The 16855-nt window shown below is 36.8% G+C and carries 12 protein-coding genes; all 12 read left to right on the top strand.

The features are described 5' to 3' along the window. The first annotated feature begins 154 nt into the window (after window positions 1-154). On the top strand, window positions 155-2140 hold the full coding sequence (locus NHF50_RS10415) for a urocanate hydratase (protein WP_252776307.1): 1986 nt from the start codon (window positions 155-157) through the stop codon (window positions 2138-2140). Window positions 2141-2213: 73 nt separating this feature from the next. Next, window positions 2214-2732, top strand: a complete 519-nt coding sequence (locus NHF50_RS10410) for a DUF4136 domain-containing protein (RefSeq protein ID WP_252776305.1) — start codon at window positions 2214-2216, stop codon at window positions 2730-2732. Between the two features lie 297 nt (window positions 2733-3029). Continuing rightward, on the top strand, window positions 3030-3917 hold the full coding sequence (locus NHF50_RS10405; protein ID WP_252776303.1) for a branched-chain amino acid transaminase: 888 nt from the start codon (window positions 3030-3032) through the stop codon (window positions 3915-3917). Then, a complete protein-coding gene (gene ilvD, locus NHF50_RS10400) occupies window positions 3917-5593 on the top strand; it encodes a dihydroxy-acid dehydratase (protein WP_252776301.1) in 1677 nt (558 codons plus the stop codon). Before NHF50_RS10405 ends, ilvD begins: the two co-directional genes overlap by 1 nt. Before the next feature lie 12 nt (window positions 5594-5605). After that, window positions 5606-7354 carry a biosynthetic-type acetolactate synthase large subunit gene (gene ilvB, locus NHF50_RS10395; protein ID WP_252776299.1) on the top strand — a complete coding sequence of 583 codons (1749 nt, stop codon included), beginning with the start codon at window positions 5606-5608 and terminating at the stop codon, window positions 7352-7354. A gap of 6 nt (window positions 7355-7360) precedes the next feature. Beyond that, complete coding sequence (ilvN, locus tag NHF50_RS10390; RefSeq protein ID WP_109569610.1) at window positions 7361-7948, top strand: acetolactate synthase small subunit; 588 nt, start codon at window positions 7361-7363, stop codon at window positions 7946-7948. Window positions 7949-7977: 29 nt separating this feature from the next. Next, the gene (gene ilvC, locus NHF50_RS10385; protein ID WP_252776296.1) at window positions 7978-9021 is read left to right on the top strand and encodes a ketol-acid reductoisomerase; all 1044 of its coding nucleotides are present in this window, start codon (window positions 7978-7980) and stop codon (window positions 9019-9021) included. 4 nt (window positions 9022-9025) lie between these two features. Then, window positions 9026-10270 carry a threonine ammonia-lyase IlvA gene (gene ilvA, locus NHF50_RS10380; RefSeq protein WP_252776294.1) on the top strand — a complete coding sequence of 415 codons (1245 nt, stop codon included), beginning with the start codon at window positions 9026-9028 and terminating at the stop codon, window positions 10268-10270. Window positions 10271-10391: 121 nt separating this feature from the next. Further along, entirely contained in the window at window positions 10392-13385 is a 2994-nt protein-coding gene (locus NHF50_RS10375) for an AsmA-like C-terminal region-containing protein (RefSeq protein ID WP_252776293.1), read from the top strand. Window positions 13386-13488: 103 nt separating this feature from the next. Continuing rightward, window positions 13489-14529 carry a DUF6340 family protein gene (locus tag NHF50_RS10370; protein ID WP_252776291.1) on the top strand — a complete coding sequence of 347 codons (1041 nt, stop codon included), beginning with the start codon at window positions 13489-13491 and terminating at the stop codon, window positions 14527-14529. 172 nt (window positions 14530-14701) lie between these two features. Continuing rightward, window positions 14702-16465 carry an aromatic amino acid hydroxylase gene (locus NHF50_RS10365; protein ID WP_252776289.1) on the top strand — a complete coding sequence of 588 codons (1764 nt, stop codon included), beginning with the start codon at window positions 14702-14704 and terminating at the stop codon, window positions 16463-16465. A gap of 56 nt (window positions 16466-16521) precedes the next feature. After that, a complete protein-coding gene (locus NHF50_RS10360) occupies window positions 16522-16830 on the top strand; it encodes a rhodanese-like domain-containing protein (RefSeq protein ID WP_109569604.1) in 309 nt (102 codons plus the stop codon). Window positions 16831-16855 lie beyond the last annotated feature (25 nt).

The raw sequence follows: 16855 nt of genomic DNA, 5'->3' as shown, positions 1-16855 counted from the left end.
TTATCCATAGTTTCTTGGAAGTACCCTTATTTCTGATTTCGGGATCAGGAAAGCTATTGTTAAAAAATAGCTTACTTCCGCACCTTTCACAAAACAGATCAAAACCAAATAACACACTCCTAAGTCTGAACAGCTTAGCTAAAACTAAAACTAAATGACATTTCAAGAACAAATACTGGAAGGCATTCCTTCTGTCTTACCACAGCCTAAAGTATACGAAACCCAAATCAACCACGCACCTAAACGTAAAGAAATCCTAAACGAAGAAGAAAAAAAACTAGCTTTAAAAAATGCTTTACGCTATTTTGAACCTCAACATCACGCTACACTAATTCCTGAATTCAAAGAAGAATTAGAAAAATACGGTCGTATTTATATGTACCGTCTTCGTCCCGATTATGAGATGAAAGCACGCAACATTAATGAATATCCGGGAAAATGTACACAAGCTAAAGCCATTATGTTAATGATCCAAAACAATTTGGATTATGCTGTAGCCCAACATCCCCACGAACTTATCACGTATGGTGGTAACGGAGCTGTATTTCAAAACTGGGCACAATATCGCCTTACTATGAAATACTTGGCCGAAATGACTGATGAACAAACTTTAGTCATGTATTCCGGTCACCCTATGGGCTTGTTTCCTTCTCATAAAGAAGCTCCAAGAGTTGTGGTTACCAATGGTATGATGATTCCTAATTACTCTAAACCGGACGATTGGGAAAAATTCAATGCTCTTGGCGTAACGCAATACGGACAAATGACTGCCGGAAGTTATATGTACATTGGTCCGCAAGGAATTGTACACGGAACTACCATTACAGTTCTAAACGGATTCAGAAAAATTAAGAAAACTCCAAGCGGAAGCCTATTTGTAACGTCCGGTTTAGGAGGAATGAGTGGTGCTCAACCCAAAGCCGGAACAATTGCAGGTTGTGTAACAGTGTGCGCTGAAGTAAATCCTAAAATCACTAAAATTCGTCACGAACAAGGTTGGATCCATGAAATTATTGAAGATTTAGATCAATTAGTAACCCGTACCCGTCAAGCTTTAGCCAATAAAGAAGTCGTTTCCATCGCTTATTTAGGTAATATTGTTGATGTTTGGGAACGTTTTGACCAAGATAACCTTCATATCGATCTGGGTTCAGACCAGACCTCTCTGCATAATCCTTGGGCTGGTGGTTACTACCCGGTAAGTCTTTCGTTTGAAGAAGCCAATAAAATGATGGCTGAAAACCCTGCTCAATTCAAAGAAGAAGTACAAAAATCACTACGTCGTCAAGCAGCGGCTATCAATAAACATACCGCAAAAGGAACGTATTTCTTCGATTACGGAAATGCCTTTTTATTAGAAGCTTCTCGTGCCGGAGCTGATGTCATGAATCCGAATCCTTCATTAGGCAGAGAATTCAAATATCCGAGTTACGTCCAAGATATTATGGGTCCCATGTGTTTCGATTATGGCTTTGGTCCATTCCGTTGGGTTTGTACTTCAAATAATCCGGAGGATTTACAAAAAACGGATGCTATTGCCTGTGCCGTTTTAGAAGAAATGAAGAAAAATTCACCGGAAGAAATTCAGCAGCAAATGGCCGATAATATCCAGTGGATCAAAGGCGCCCAACAAAACAAATTGGTTGTAGGTTCGCAGGCACGTATCTTATATGCAGATGCAGAAGGGCGAATTAAAATTGCGGAAGCTTTTAATCAAGCCATTGCTAAAGGCGAAATAGGTCCCATAGTTTTAGGCCGCGACCACCATGATGTATCAGGAACTGATTCTCCTTATCGTGAAACTTCAAATATTTATGATGGTTCTCGCTTCACTGCAGATATGGCTATCCACAATGTTATAGGCGATAGTTTCCGCGGTGCTACCTGGGTTTCTATTCATAATGGCGGTGGTGTAGGCTGGGGAGAAGTAATCAACGGTGGATTTGGCATGCTTCTTGATGGTTCTACAGAAGCATCAAAACGCTTACAATCAATGCTTTTCTGGGATGTAAACAATGGTATTGCCAGAAGAAGTTGGGCACGAAATGAAGGAGCTGTTTTTGCTATAAAAAGAGCAATGGAAGCGCAACCTTTGTTAAAAGTTACCATCCCTAATACAGTTGACGAAACTATTTTGTAAATTTATAGTTGCGATTATAAGCCAATTATAAATTACAATCGCAACACTATCAAAATAAAAAACGTTATGAATTATGAAAACAATTAAAGTATTAACCATTCTATTTATCGCTACTCTAGCTTCTTGTAGTTCCGTTAGAGTAAATGCTGATTACGACAAAAAAGCAAACTTTGATTCGTACAAAACGTATGCTTATTTAAAAAGCGGAGTAGACCAAGCCGAGATCTCTGATCTGGACAAAAAAAGAATCCTTTATGCCATTGACGATGTTATGGCTGCCAAAGGTTTTACGAAATCTGACCAGCCTGACGTTTTAATAAGTATTTTTACAAAAGAGAGAGAGCGTGTAGATGTTTATCAGAATTATGGCGTAGGCTGGGGATGGAACCCTTGGTGGGGAGCTAACTATTCTACCGTATCCACAACACCGGAAGGTACTTTGTTTATAGACATCATTGATGCTAAAACCAAAGAATTAGTTTGGCAAGGAGAAGGAACAGGTTATTTAACCAAAAATGTTGAGAAAAAAGACGAACGGATTAAGGAATTTGTGTCAAAAATATTAGCGCAATACCCTCCTCAAACAAAATAATTCTCATTTTTAAAGATTTGATTTTAAGAAAAGTAAAATAAAAAATATTGTTTTTTAACTATTTCGCATTTCTTTATAAAAAAACACATATTTAATTCATCGTAAAAAAACATTCTTTACATTTGTTTCAAAGATTTTAGAAAATAAATGAGAAACTTAATTGTCATTATCGCTGTCATTATTATTGTGATTCCTCAATTACAGCGGATGGTTATTTAGTTTTCTTATCAATAAAAGTTAATCAAACCTTCCGCTAAACCGGAAGGTTTTTTTTTGAAACAAACTAAAAGATAATGTATGTATTTCGATGACAAAACCATTTTGTTTTATGATGGGCTCTTTACAAAAGCTGTAGAGGCCACTACTAATTTATACACCCAAACCATGCACTATGGCTATGGGGTCTTTGAAGGCATAAGAGCTTACAAAACCGAAAACGGCACTAAAATTTTCAAGGCAGAAGAGCACTTTGAGCGCCTAAAAAATTCATGTAAGCAAATTCACATTCCTTATACATACGATAATGAAGAACTCATTCAAAAAACGTATGAAGTTCTAAAGCGCAACAATCTTAAAGATGCTTACATACGTCCTTTGGTTTTTTGCAGCCCTAATATGGGAATTGGCCGTCCAAATAGGGTTTCTATTATGATCTGCGCTTGGGAATGGGGAGCTTACTTAGGTGAAAAATTATTGAATCTTAGCATCTCATCGTATTGCCGACCTCATCCCCGCTCTACTAAAGTAGAAGCTAAAGTTTGCGGACACTACGTCAACTCGATTTTAGCGTCAGTGGAAGCTAAAGACAAAGGTTTTGACGAAGCTTTACTTTTAGATTCTGAAGGGTATTTAGCAGAAGGACCAGGTTCTAATCTTTTCTTTGAAAAAAACGGCAAATTATATACCCCGCAAAGAGGCAACATTCTCCCGGGAATTACTCGCGCTACAGTAATTGAACTCTGTAAAGAATTAAACATTCCGGTTGAAGAAGGGTTGTACAAACCAGAAGAACTACAAAATGCTGACAGTGCCTTTTTATGCGGAACAGCTGCCGAAGTCATCGGAGTTTCTTCTTTGGACGGCAAAGATTTTCCTGTAAAATGGGAAAACTCTTTAGGTAAAAAATTACAATTAATATATAAGAATTTAGTATTGGAAAAACCATTACTTCAAACACAATCCTAATGGCTTTAAATAAACACAGCAGAATAGTAACTCAAGACCCTACACAACCTGCCGCACAAGCAATGCTTTATGGTATCGGATTAACTGAAGAGCAACTGAATTTACCTTTTGTCGGTATTGCTTCTATGGGATATGACGGAAATACTTGCAACATGCACTTAAATCATTTGGCTACTTACATCAAACAAGAAGTAAATGAAGCCGAAATGGTGGGGCTTATTTTTAACACCATAGGGATCAGTGACGGAATTACCAACGGAACAGATGGTATGCGTTATTCATTAGTCAGTAGAGAAATTATTGCTGACAGCATTGAAAGTGTAGTAGACGGACATTATTACGATGGAGTTATTGCTATTCCGGGTTGTGACAAAAACATGCCGGGAAGCATAATTGCCATGGGACGTTTAAACCGACCTTCAATCATGGTTTATGGCGGAACTATTGCTCCGGGAAAATACCACGGAAAAGATTTAAACATTGTTTCTGCTTTTGAAGCTTTAGGCGAAAAAATAGCAGGTAAAATAACCGAAGAAGAATACAAAGGTATCATCAAAAATGCTTGTCCGGGTGCAGGTGCTTGTGGCGGAATGTACACCGCAAACACTATGGCGATTGCTATCGAAGCCTTAGGAATGAGCCTTCCCTACTCTAGCAGCAACCCGGCGGTAAGTCACGAAAAAATAGAAGAATGCAAACAAGCGGCTAATTACATGAAAATTCTTTTGGAAAAAGATATTTGTCCGAAAGACATCATGACTTTTGAAGCCTTTGAAAATGCCATTACAACTTTAATTGCCTTAGGCGGAAGTACAAATGCAGTGTTACATGTCATTGCTATGGCAAAAAGTGTGGACATCAAAATAACCTTAGAAGATTTCCAATGCATTAGCGATAAGACACCGTTAATTGCCGATTTTAAACCGGGCGGAAATTACTTAATGCAAAATCTTCATGAAAAAGGTGGTGTTCCCATGGTTTTAAAGTATTTGTTATCCAAAGGAATGTTACACGGAAATTGTTTAACAGTGACCGGAAAAACATTAGCCGAGAATTTAGCAGCAATAGAAGACATTGATTTTGAAGCACAAAACATCATTCGTCCTTTAGAGAATCCGATTAAGACAAACGGACATTTACAAATGCTCTATGGTAATTTGGCAGAAAAAGGCTCAGTTGCCAAAATAACCGGAAAAGAAGGCGAATTCTTCAAAGGTCCTGCAAAAGTTTTCAATGGCGAAAAAGAACTGATAAAAGGCATAGCCGATAAAAAAATAGAAAAAGGAGATGTTGTGGTTATCCGATATGTGGGACCGAAAGGCGGACCCGGAATGCCTGAAATGCTGAAACCAACTTCCGCTATCATTGGCGCCGGATTAGGAAAAAGTGTAGCACTTATTACAGACGGAAGATTTAGCGGCGGAACTCACGGATTTGTCGTCGGACACATAACACCGGAAGCATTTGAAGGCGGAACTATTGCTATAGTCCAAGACGGCGATCTAATTGAAATTGATGCCGTCAACAACACCTTAACGCTTCAAGTGAGCGAATCTGAATTAGCAATACGAAAAGAAAACTGGGTAAAACTGCCTTTAAGTGTTAACCGAGGCGTATTGTACAAATATGCCAAACTGGTTAAAGACGCATCAGAAGGCTGTGTTACTGACGAATAAAAATCTAAAGTTATGAAAACAATCGATCAACATACCAACCCAAAAGAAAACAAACAATTCTATCAGGCTACCGGAAGCATTGCTGTAATTGATGCTTTACTTTCTGAAAATGTAGATACCATTTTCGGATATCCCGGTGGTGCTATCATGCCTATATATGATGCTTTATTTGATTATAAAGATAAGCTACATCATATTTTAGTACGCCATGAACAAGGTGCTATCCATGCGGCACAAGGTTATGCCAGAGTAAGTGGAAAAACCGGAGTCGTTTTTGCTACTAGCGGTCCGGGGGCAACAAACTTGGTAACCGGTTTAGCTGATGCTATGATCGATTCGACTCCTGTAGTGTGTATCACAGGGCAAGTTTTTGCACATCTGTTAGGAACCGATGCCTTTCAGGAAACCGACATCGTCAATATTACCTCACCGGTAACCAAATGGAACTATCAAATTACGGATGCCAATGAAATTCCGGAAGTTTTGGCAAAAGCTTTTTACATCGCTAAATCAGGAAGACCTGGTCCGGTTTTGATTGATATCACTAAAAATGCCCAACTTCAGTTGTTTGATTACAACGGTTACAAATCGTGCATCCACGTTAGAAGTTACCGGGCAAAACCTGTTGTAAAACCGGAATATATTCAAGCGGCTGCCGATTTAATCAATCAGGCTAAAAAACCACTTGTTATTTTTGGTCAGGGTGTAATTTTAGGCAATGCCGAAAAAGAATTCCTTCAATTTATTGAAAAAGCCAGTTTACCAACAGCTTGGACCATTATGGGAATGAGTGCTATTCCAACCGATCATCCACTTGGTGTAGGTATGGTAGGAATGCACGGTAATTATGGACCAAATTATTTAACCAACGAATGTGATGTTCTAATTGCCGTTGGAATGCGATTTGACGACCGAGTTACCGGAAGATTGGACAAATATGCCAAGCAAGCTAAAATTGTTCACTTAGATATTGACCCGGCTGAAGTGGACAAAAATGTACTCACAACCGTTCCGGTTTGGGGCGATTGTAAAGAAACACTTCCGCTTCTAATCGCTCTTTTAGAGCCAAAAGAACACAAAGCATGGTTGCAAGAATTCCAAGATAAAATGCAGTATGAAGAAGAAGTTCTGATCAATAAAGAACGTTTTCCGGAAACTGAAGAGCTGACCATGAGTGAAGTTTTATTTGAACTTAACGAATTAACTCATGGCGATGCTGTTATGGTTAGTGATGTAGGGCAACATCAAATGGTGGTTTGCCGTTATTCTAAACAAAATCAAACCCGAAGTAATATCACCAGTGGCGGTTTAGGAACTATGGGATTTGCTTTGCCGGCTGCTATCGGTGCTAAATTCGGTGCTCCCGAAAGAACTGTTGTAGCTATTATGGGTGACGGAAGTGCACAAATGAACCTTCAGGAACTAGGGACTATTATGCAATTTCAACCCAATGTAAAAATCATCATTCTGAACAATCAATTCTTAGGAATGGTTCGCCAGTGGCAGGAGTTATTTCACGAAAAAAGATACTCGTTTACGGACATCACCAGTCCTGATTTTGTTCAGGTAGCCAAAGGCTATCACATTAAAGGTCAAAAAGTAGCCGAACGTTCGGAACTTAAAAAAGCCTTAGCAGAAATGCTAGCTTCAAACGAATCGTATTTACTTGAAATTATGGTAGCCAAAGAAGACAATGTATTCCCAATGGTACCACAAGGAAAAGGAGTTTCAGAAATTGTATTAAGTAAAGACCAAATTTAAGAACTCATGAAACAGGAATATACCATAACCGCTTATACAGAAAACCAAGTGGGGATTTTGAATAAAATTGCCATCATGTTTTCCCGAAGAAAAATCAGTTTGGAAAGTCTAAACACTTCTCCTAGCGAAGTTGAAAACATCTACCGTTTTACGATTGTAGTGAAAGAATCGGAATCCGTAGTTAAAAACTTGGTAAAACAAATCGGTAAAATCGTTGATGTTCTTAAAGTATATGTCAATACCAATGACGAAATCATTTGGCAGCAAATTGCGCTGTACAAAGTTCCTACCGAAATTATTATGAAAGAGGCAAAAGTGGAACGTTTATTAAGAGCATACGGAGCCAACGCAGTAGTGATTCGAAACGATTATACGGTTTTTGAATCCACAGGTCAAGACGAAGAAATCAATAAATTATTATCCGAATTGCATAAATATGGCTTAATCGAATTCGTTAGAAGTTCAAGGATTGCGATTATGAAAGCCAGCGAAGGTATTCATAAAAGCATTTTGGAACTCGAAAAAAATGATCCTACAAAAGATCCGATCAACAACGAGTTCTTAAGCTTAAAAAGCAAAATATTTCAAATGTAATTAACAAACCAATAAAATAAATAAAAATTATGGCACAAATCAATTTTGGAGGCGTAGTAGAAAATGTAGTAACCCGAGAAGAATTTCCGTTAGCAAAAGCATTAGAAACCTTAAAAAACGAAACCATTGCAATTATCGGTTATGGTGTTCAAGGTCCGGGACAAGCTTTAAACTTAAAAGACAACGGTTTTAAAGTAATTGTAGGACAACGAAAAGGAGGAAAAACCTGGGACAAAGCAGTAGCTGACGGCTGGGTTCCGGGTGAAACATTATTTGAAATTGAAGAAGCTTTAGAAAAAGGAACTATCATCCAATATTTATTATCGGATGCCGGACAAATTGAACTTTGGCCAACAGTTAAAAAATATTTAACTCCGGGCAAAACGTTATATTTCTCTCACGGCTTCGGTATCACCTACAAAGAAAAAACAGGAATCATCCCTCCTGTTGACGTTGATGTTATCTTAGTCGCGCCAAAAGGTTCGGGAACTTCGTTGAGAAGATTATTTTTGGAGGGTAAAGGATTGAATTCGTCTTTTGCTATTGAACAAGACGCGACCGGAAAAGCCCGCGAAAAAGTAATCGCTCTAGGGATCGGTGTCGGTTCCGGTTACCTGTTCGAAACTGATTTCTACAAAGAAGTAACGTCCGATTTAACCGGAGAACGCGGAACACTAATGGGAGCTATTCAAGGAATTTTTGCGGCTCAATACGAAGTATTACGTGAAAACGGTCACACACCGTCTGAAGCTTTCAACGAAACAGTTGAAGAATTAACACAAAGTTTAATGCCTTTAGTTGCAGAGAACGGTATGGATTGGATGTATGCCAATTGTTCAACGACAGCGCAAAGAGGCGCATTAGATTGGTGGAAACCGTTCAAAGAAGCTACTAAACCCGTTTTCGAAAAATTATATAGCGAAGTAAAAGCCGGAAACGAAGCACAAAAATCTATTGATTCAAACAGTAAACCGGATTACCGCGAAAAACTGGAAGCCGAATTAAAAGAATTAAGAGAAAGTGAAATGTGGCAAGCCGGCGCAACGGTTCGTCAATTGAGACCCAAAAATTAACAAAATGAACTTATACAATGAAATTCTAAAAGCCAAAGAACAACTTAAAGATGTGGTACCTTCGACGCCTTTAAGTGAAAACATGAATTTATCAGAAGAATTTCAGGCTAAAATTTTATTAAAAAGAGAAGATTTACAAATTGTGCGCTCCTACAAAATCAGAGGAGCGTACAATAAAATCAAATCGCTTTCCGAAGCGGAAAAACAAAACGGAATTGTATGTGCCAGTGCCGGAAATCATGCGCAAGGTGTAGCCTATTCGTGCAACTTATTGAAAATTGAAGGTCGCATTTATATGCCCAAAACCACACCGAAACAGAAGATCAAACAAGTACAATTATTTGGAAAATCATTTGTGGAAATTATTTTAACGGGCGACACTTTTGACGATGCTTATGCAAGTGCCAAAAAAGATGCCGAAGAAAACCACAAAACATTTATCCATCCGTTTGATGATGAAAAAGTAATTGCCGGACAAGGAACAGTTGCCATAGAATTTTTAGAGCAATGTAAAGAACCTATCGATTATGTATTTATTCCGATTGGCGGTGGCGGATTACTTTCGGGCGTAGCGACCTATTTAAAAACGGTTAGTCCAAACACAAAAATTATCGGCGTGGAACCTCTTGGTGCTCCTTCCATGAAAACTGCCATAGAAAAAGGCAAAAATGTAGCTCTGGAAAGCATCGATAAGTTTGTAGATGGTGCTGCTGTGAAACAAGTGGGAAGCCTTACTTATGCGATCAGTAAAAATTTAGTTGACGATATAATTTTGGTTCCCGAAGGAAAAGTATGTTCTACTATTTTACGTTTGTACAATGAAGAAGCAATGGTTGTAGAACCCGCAGGTGCATTATCTATCGCGGCATTAGATTTTTATAAAGAACAAATTAAAGGCAAAACTGTCGTTTGTATTGTAAGCGGAAGTAACAATGATATTCTAAGAACCGAAGAGATCAAAGAGCGTTCGCTTTTATATGAAGGCTTGAAACATTATTTTATGATCCAATTTCCACAACGTCCGGGCGCTTTAAAAGAATTTGTCAACGAAGTTTTAGGTGATGAAGATGATATTACTTATTTTCAGTTTGCTCAGAAAAATAACCGCGAAACCGGACCTGTAATTGTCGGACTTGAAATTAAAAAACAAGAGGATGTTGTTCCTTTAAAAGAACGAATGTTACAAAAAGGATATCAATACCGTTATCTAAACGAAAAAGAAGATTTGTTTACTCAATTGATACGTTAAACTTGAAGAGGCTTTACAGCCTCTTTATTCATTTTATCGAAATTTCTTTTAACCTTAACTAAATTTTTAAACTTTATTCTTGGGTTCGTTGTACATTTGCAGTTTAATTAAGAAATTTCAGATGAAAACCCCAAAAGAAAAGACGCTTAAAATTGTAAAAATCTTCCTGATTAGTTTTAGTTCTTTAATCCTCATATTATTGGCTTTCCCTTTTGTTTTTACTAATACTATTACACAAAAAGTTAAAGTTACTGCTAATACCCATTTAAACGGCGAACTCAATTTTAAAGACTCTAATTTATCTTTCTTTAAGCATTTTCCATCTTTAACTTTAACATTGAATGAGTTAAAATTAAACGGTTCTGAACCTTTTAAAAAACAATCTTTAGTCAATGCTAAAGAGGTTTCACTGGGTATTAATGTTTTCAGCCTGATCTTCGGACAGGAAACCGAAATTGACGAGATCTATCTGGATGATGCTAAGATTAATATTCAGGTTAACCGTTTCGGAGAAGCTAATTATAATGTCTACAAATCAAATGCAGATACAACACAGACATCTTCTGACGAAGGTCAATTAAAACTGAAACGCATTATTATTAAAAATAGTGAATTAGTTTATAACGACAAGTCTGCTAAAATGAAGATTGTATTAAAAGGCTTGAATTACAGAGGTACAGGTGATCTGCAAAACGCTAATTTCGACTTAAAGACCAGAGCGCAAATTGACCAACTTTCTTTGACGTATGACAAAAAAGAATACTTGAAAGATAAAAAGGTAAAAGCCGATCTGATTACTAAGATCAACACCAACTCTTTATCGTTTCTTTTTGAGAAGAATGACCTAATCATCAATAAATTACCTATAGAATTCAGTGGCTTTTTTGATTTTATTTCCAACGGATATAAAATGGATTTTAAAGTTAAAACCACCAATAGTAATCTGGAAGACCTGTTTTCGGCTTTACCACCGGAATTCGGAAAGTGGGTCAAAGACACCAAAACCAAAGGAAAAACAGACGCCGCTTTCAACTTAACAGGCGATTATATCGTTTCTGAAAATAAACAACCGGAAATCGACTTTGCTATTAACGTTCGTGACGGTTATATAAAACATCAAAATGCTCCCTTCCCCATCGAAAATTTATATCTGAACCTAGAAACCAAATTACCTAATTTAGATGTAAGTCAATTGGAGGTTAAATTAGATTCTTTATATTTTGATGTCAATAAGAACAACTTAAGTGCTATTCTAAAATCAAGTGGTTTCGGTGATGTAATGAAAATAGACAGTAGAATTAAATCAAATTTAGATTTAGGGTTCGTTTCTTCTGCTTTACAAATTCCGAATTTTGAATTGGGCGGAAAATTAATTGCTGATATTGTTGCCAACGGAAATTATAATGCCCGAAAACGATTGTTCCCCAAAGCAAAAGGAACTTTCAATTGGGAAAACGGAACTATTAAGACGACTTATTATCCAAATGCTATTCAAAATATTCAATTGGATGTGAAGTTAAATAACCCAAGCGGTTACTTTAAAGACGCTTCGTTAGACATCACAAAAGGTCATTTTACTTTTGAAAACGAACCGTTTCAATTGGCTGCTCATTTCCAAAACTTTGACGATGTAGCTTACAACATTGCAGCAAATGGAACTTTGAATGTGGGCAAGATCTATCAAGTTTTTAAAGTTGATGGAATTGACGTTAACGGAAAAATAACTGCCAATATTAGTCTGAAAGGCAAACAAAGTGATGCCACCGGTGGAAATTATGCAAAACTGGAAAACAAAGGGACACTTTCGGTTCAAAAAATAGCAACCCGAACAACGTTCTTACCTTTACCTTTTGTCATTGAAAACGGAACTTTTATTTTCAACCAAGACAATCTGAACTTTAACGATTTTAAAGGAAAATACGGAAGTTCAGATGTTAGCATGAATGGTTATTTCCAAAATGCCATAAACTTTTTCCTTTCAGACAGAGAAGTTTTAAAAGGGAATTTCAAATTAAACTCAACATTATTGAATACAAATGAGTTTTTCTTTACCAAAGAGATCCAAACACAAACCGAGAGTAAAAAAGAAAAAAATATAGAAAGTACCATCAATCAGGTTATGGAAGTTCCTACAAACCTGGATTTAGGATTTGATCTGGACGCCCGAAAATTGGTCTATGAAGATATCAATATTGAAAATATTACCGGAAAAGTTACTATTCAAAACGGAAAAATAGCGCTAAACAACGGAAAACTCAACATTATTGATGCTAGCGCATTGATGAATGGTTCGTATGAAAATACAGGCACACAAAAAGCTAATTTTGATTTCAAAATGAAGGCTGCTGAATTTGACATTAAACGCGCTTATAATGAGATCAAACTCTTTCGGGAATTGGCTTCCAGTGCTGAAAATGCAGAAGGAATTATAGGAATGGATTACGCGATTAAAGGTGTTTTAAACAATAAAATGGAACCGATTATGCCGTCACTGGAAGGCGGTGGAGAAATCACGGTTAAAAAAGTGAAGATGAACAACTTCAGATTGATGAATGTTGTTTCCGAAAAAACCGAATACAGCAGTTTAAAAGATCCGGATTTATCTGAGATCATCATAAAATCTACCATTAAGAACAATATTATCAACATAGAGCGTTTTAAAGCCAAGGTCTCGCTTTTCCGTTTGCGCTTTGAAGGACAAACCAGTTTTGACGGTAATTTGAATTTAAAAATGCGCATTGGTCTGCCACCGTTAGGAATCATCGGAATTCCTATAAAGGTTACCGGAACTCAGGACGAGCCCAAAATTCAGTTAGGTAAAAAAACAGAAGATCTGGAAGAAACCATCTATGATGAAAATGCTCCTGAAAATAATACTATCACGCCTTTACAAGAAACTATAGCCCCGGTTGCAGATTCAACGGCAGGTAAAGAACCTTTAAAAACAACTGTAAAAGATACACTTATTCATCCTTTACAAAAAGATAGTATTCAAACAGATACTGCAACCGTAAAAACGCTTTTGAATACTGCAATTAATGATACTATTCCTTTAGAGAATATAAAATCAGACAGTATTTACCAGCTTCAACCTAAAAAAGACAGTATCAGATAATTTGATTTATTGTCTCAAAAGAACAAAAGGTTTCAGATCATGATCTGAAACCTTTTTTATTGGCATAAAATTTGGTTATTTTTAACAGCTAAACATTTCACCCATGAAAAATAACTACCTCTTTTTATTGCTATTATCTGCATTGATTGTTTCCTGTAGTTCTACCAATAATTTAACCATGAATGCCACACAACCGGCTCCGGTTTATTTAAGCAAACAAGTTCAGCGTGTCGGCATCATAAACAGAAGTATCCCTGACAAAAAATATGAGGCTATTGATACCATTGACAAAATCCTGACTATGGAGGGAAAAGAATTAGATAAAGAAGGTTCTGAAATAACTGTTGAAAGTTTAAAATCGGAATTAGAGAAAACAAACCGGATGGAATATGTTACTATCATAGACAGTGTAGACTTTAAGCAATATGGTATTGACCAATTTTCGAACGAATTAAGCTGGGAAAAAATCAACCAAATTTGTCAGCAAGAAAATTTAGATGCTATTTACGAATTGTCCTTTTACGACACCGATTCTAATATACGTTATAAAGCCGTAACAAGTCAGGTTACAAATGCTTTTGGCATTAAAGTCCCCGTAATAGAACAGGAAGCCACCGTAAGTACACTTATTAAATGGGGATGGAGAATTTACGACAATCAAGAAAAAGTTATACGAAATGTCTTTGCTTCTTCTAAAGGAATCACTTTAACCGGAAAAGGAATTAATCCGGTAAAAGCATTTGAAACCATTAAAAACAGAAAAGATGCTGTTTTAAATGTCAGTAAAAACATAGGAATTGATTATACATATAGGATTTTCCCTTACACCATTAGAGTTTCCAGAGAATATTTCGTTAGAGGAACCAATAACTTTGAAATTGGCAAAAGAAGAGCCCGAGCCGGTCAATGGGACAGCGCTGCTGAATTATGGTTGTTAGAAACTAAAAATAAGAACTCTAAAATTGCCGGAAGAGCGTATTACAACATGGCTATCATCAACGAAATTAACGGAGATTTAGATCAAGCTATTAATTGGGCAACACAATCCTACACCGACTACAATAACAAATTAGCACTTCACTATTTGAATATTCTGAAAAACAGGAAAAGAACCAACCAACAATTAGAAGAAGAGTCACAATAAATCATTATTGCCTTACACTGTTTCATTTAATAATTCGCAACAAATACGGATCAAGAAGCTATTTTTTACTAAATATATAAAAATAGCTTATATTTTTTGAAAAAAGGATAACAACAATTCAAATAATAAGTTATTTTCGTAGCTTTACATAAACAAACACAACCCTAAAACTATGAATACCGCTTTTGAAAGTAATCCTTTGATTGACAGGCTTCCTGCTCATCTTAAACAGTTTATAAAACCTCAAAATTATGAGGAATACACTCCTATAAATCAAGCCGTTTGGCGCTATGTCATGCGAAAAAATGTTGACTATCTGTCAAAAGTAGCGCATGAATCGTATTTAGAAGGACTTCAAAAAACAGGGATTGATATCGAGTCTATTCCTAGCATGTATGGCATGAACCGTATCTTAAAAGAAATCGGTTGGGCCGCAGTTGCTGTTGATGGTTTCATTCCGCCAAATGCTTTTATGGAATTTCAGGCTTATAATGTTTTAGTTATAGCTTCTGACATTCGTCAATTAGAACATATTGAATACACCCCTGCTCCGGATATTATTCATGAAGGAGCCGGTCATGCGCCTATTATAGCCAATCCTGAATATGCCGAATATTTACGTCGCTTCGGAGAAATAGGCTGTAAAGCTATTTCATCGGCCAGAGATTACGAAATGTATGAAGCCATTCGCTTACTTTCAATCTTAAAAGAAGCCGAAGATACACCGGAAGAAGAAATCAAAGCGGCTGAAGATCGCGTAGATTATCTACAAAATAATATGGGGGAATTGTCTGAAATGGCGCGCATTCGTAATTTACACTGGTGGACTGTTGAATACGGATTGATCGGAACCGTTGAAGACCCCAAAATTTACGGTGCCGGACTGTTGTCATCCATCGGTGAAAGTGCATGGTGTATGACAGACGCCGTTAAAAAGATTCCTTATACTATTGAAGCGGCCGATCAAAGTTTTGATATTACCAAACCGCAACCGCAATTGTATGTAACACCTGATTTTGCTCATCTAAGTATGGTCTTAGAAGAGTTTGCTAATAAAATGGCGTTGCGCACAGGTGGACTTTCGGGTATTAAAAAATTAATTGACTCTAAAGCTTTAGGAACAATTGAATTAAGTACCGGATTACAAATATCAGGTGTTTTTACAAATGTTTTAGAAGACGAAGGCAAACCGGTTTATATTCAAACTACCGGGAAAACAGCTTTGGCTTATCGCGAAAAAGAATTAGTAGGTCACGGAACAGCTTATCATGCAGAAGGTTTTGGCTCTCCGATTGGTAAACTTAAAGGAATCAATCTGGCGATTGAAGATATGAGTCCGCGCGATCTGAGTGCTTATGACATTTATGAAGGTGAGCAAGTAACTTTAGAATTTGAAGGTAATATTAAAGTAACCGGAGAAATCATCACCGGAACGCGAAATATTCAAGGCAAAATTTTATTGATAAAATTCAAAAATTGTACGGTAACCCAAGGTGATACTGTATTGTTTCAACCTGAATGGGGTATTTATGATATGGCGGTAGGAAAAAAAGTAATTGCTTCTTTTTCCGGTCCTGCTGACGTTACGAGTTTTGATATGGTGAATCATGTCCCTTCAACTCAAACGATCAAACAGAAAAAATCGCCGGAACGTGAGGAATTAGAAAATTTATACAAAAATGTTCGCTTAATTCGAGAAGGAAAACCAGCCGAAATTACGTTAAAAGAAGCTTTCGGAGCGGTTTCCGGAAATCATCCGAATGATTGGCTGTTATCTGTAGAGATCTTAGAATTAGCGCACCAAAATCATAATGACGATTTGAGTTCGAAAGTAAAAAATCACTTAGAAAATGTAAAACAACATCGCCCGGAAGTAGCTCATTTAATAGACAATGGTATTAACTTAATCCTAGAAAAGGAACATGCATCATCGTAACATTTGTTACAGATTTTGTTTGCGATCGATACTACCTTTGACAAAAAAAGAAGATTATGGGTATTTTAGATGTTTTAGGCTTTGGCAATAAAGCTAATGAAGTTCAAGAATACGTACAAAAAGGTGCTGTAATTCTTGATGTAAGAACTCCTGAAGAATTTGCAGAAGGACACATTAAAGGTTCAAAAAATATTGCGCTTCAAGTTTTAAACGGTAAAATTTCAGAAATTAAAAAATGGAACAAACCGATTATTGCTTGTTGCAGAAGTGGTATGAGAAGTGCTCAGGCTACTTCTATTCTGAAGCAAAACGGAATTGATTGCATTAACGGTGGTGGCTGGACATCACTGGAAAGCAAACTTTAAACCAAAATTGAAAACGCTGATCTGA

Source organism: Flavobacterium sp. NRK F10 (assembly GCF_024054235.1).
Taxonomy (GTDB): domain Bacteria; phylum Bacteroidota; class Bacteroidia; order Flavobacteriales; family Flavobacteriaceae; genus Flavobacterium; species Flavobacterium sediminis.
Note: the sequence above shows the minus strand (reverse complement) of the source record. Positions and strands in the feature narration are given on the sequence as shown.

What these genes read in the sequence shown, in the direction of transcription:
- ilvN (WP_109569610.1), top strand. Translation starts at nt 7,361, where the DNA reads ATGAAACAGGAATATACCATAACCGCTTATACAGAAAACCAAGTGGGG.
- NHF50_RS10405 (WP_252776303.1), top strand. Translation starts at nt 3,030, where the DNA reads ATGTATTTCGATGACAAAACCATTTTGTTTTATGATGGGCTCTTTACA.
- ilvD (WP_252776301.1), top strand. Translation starts at nt 3,917, where the DNA reads ATGGCTTTAAATAAACACAGCAGAATAGTAACTCAAGACCCTACACAA.
- NHF50_RS10370 (WP_252776291.1), top strand. Translation starts at nt 13,489, where the DNA reads ATGAAAAATAACTACCTCTTTTTATTGCTATTATCTGCATTGATTGTT.
- ilvB (WP_252776299.1), top strand. Translation starts at nt 5,606, where the DNA reads ATGAAAACAATCGATCAACATACCAACCCAAAAGAAAACAAACAATTC.
- NHF50_RS10360 (WP_109569604.1), top strand. Translation starts at nt 16,522, where the DNA reads ATGGGTATTTTAGATGTTTTAGGCTTTGGCAATAAAGCTAATGAAGTT.
- NHF50_RS10415 (WP_252776307.1), top strand. Translation starts at nt 155, where the DNA reads ATGACATTTCAAGAACAAATACTGGAAGGCATTCCTTCTGTCTTACCA.
- NHF50_RS10410 (WP_252776305.1), top strand. Translation starts at nt 2,214, where the DNA reads ATGAAAACAATTAAAGTATTAACCATTCTATTTATCGCTACTCTAGCT.
- ilvA (WP_252776294.1), top strand. Translation starts at nt 9,026, where the DNA reads ATGAACTTATACAATGAAATTCTAAAAGCCAAAGAACAACTTAAAGAT.
- ilvC (WP_252776296.1), top strand. Translation starts at nt 7,978, where the DNA reads ATGGCACAAATCAATTTTGGAGGCGTAGTAGAAAATGTAGTAACCCGA.
- NHF50_RS10375 (WP_252776293.1), top strand. Translation starts at nt 10,392, where the DNA reads ATGAAAACCCCAAAAGAAAAGACGCTTAAAATTGTAAAAATCTTCCTG.
- NHF50_RS10365 (WP_252776289.1), top strand. Translation starts at nt 14,702, where the DNA reads ATGAATACCGCTTTTGAAAGTAATCCTTTGATTGACAGGCTTCCTGCT.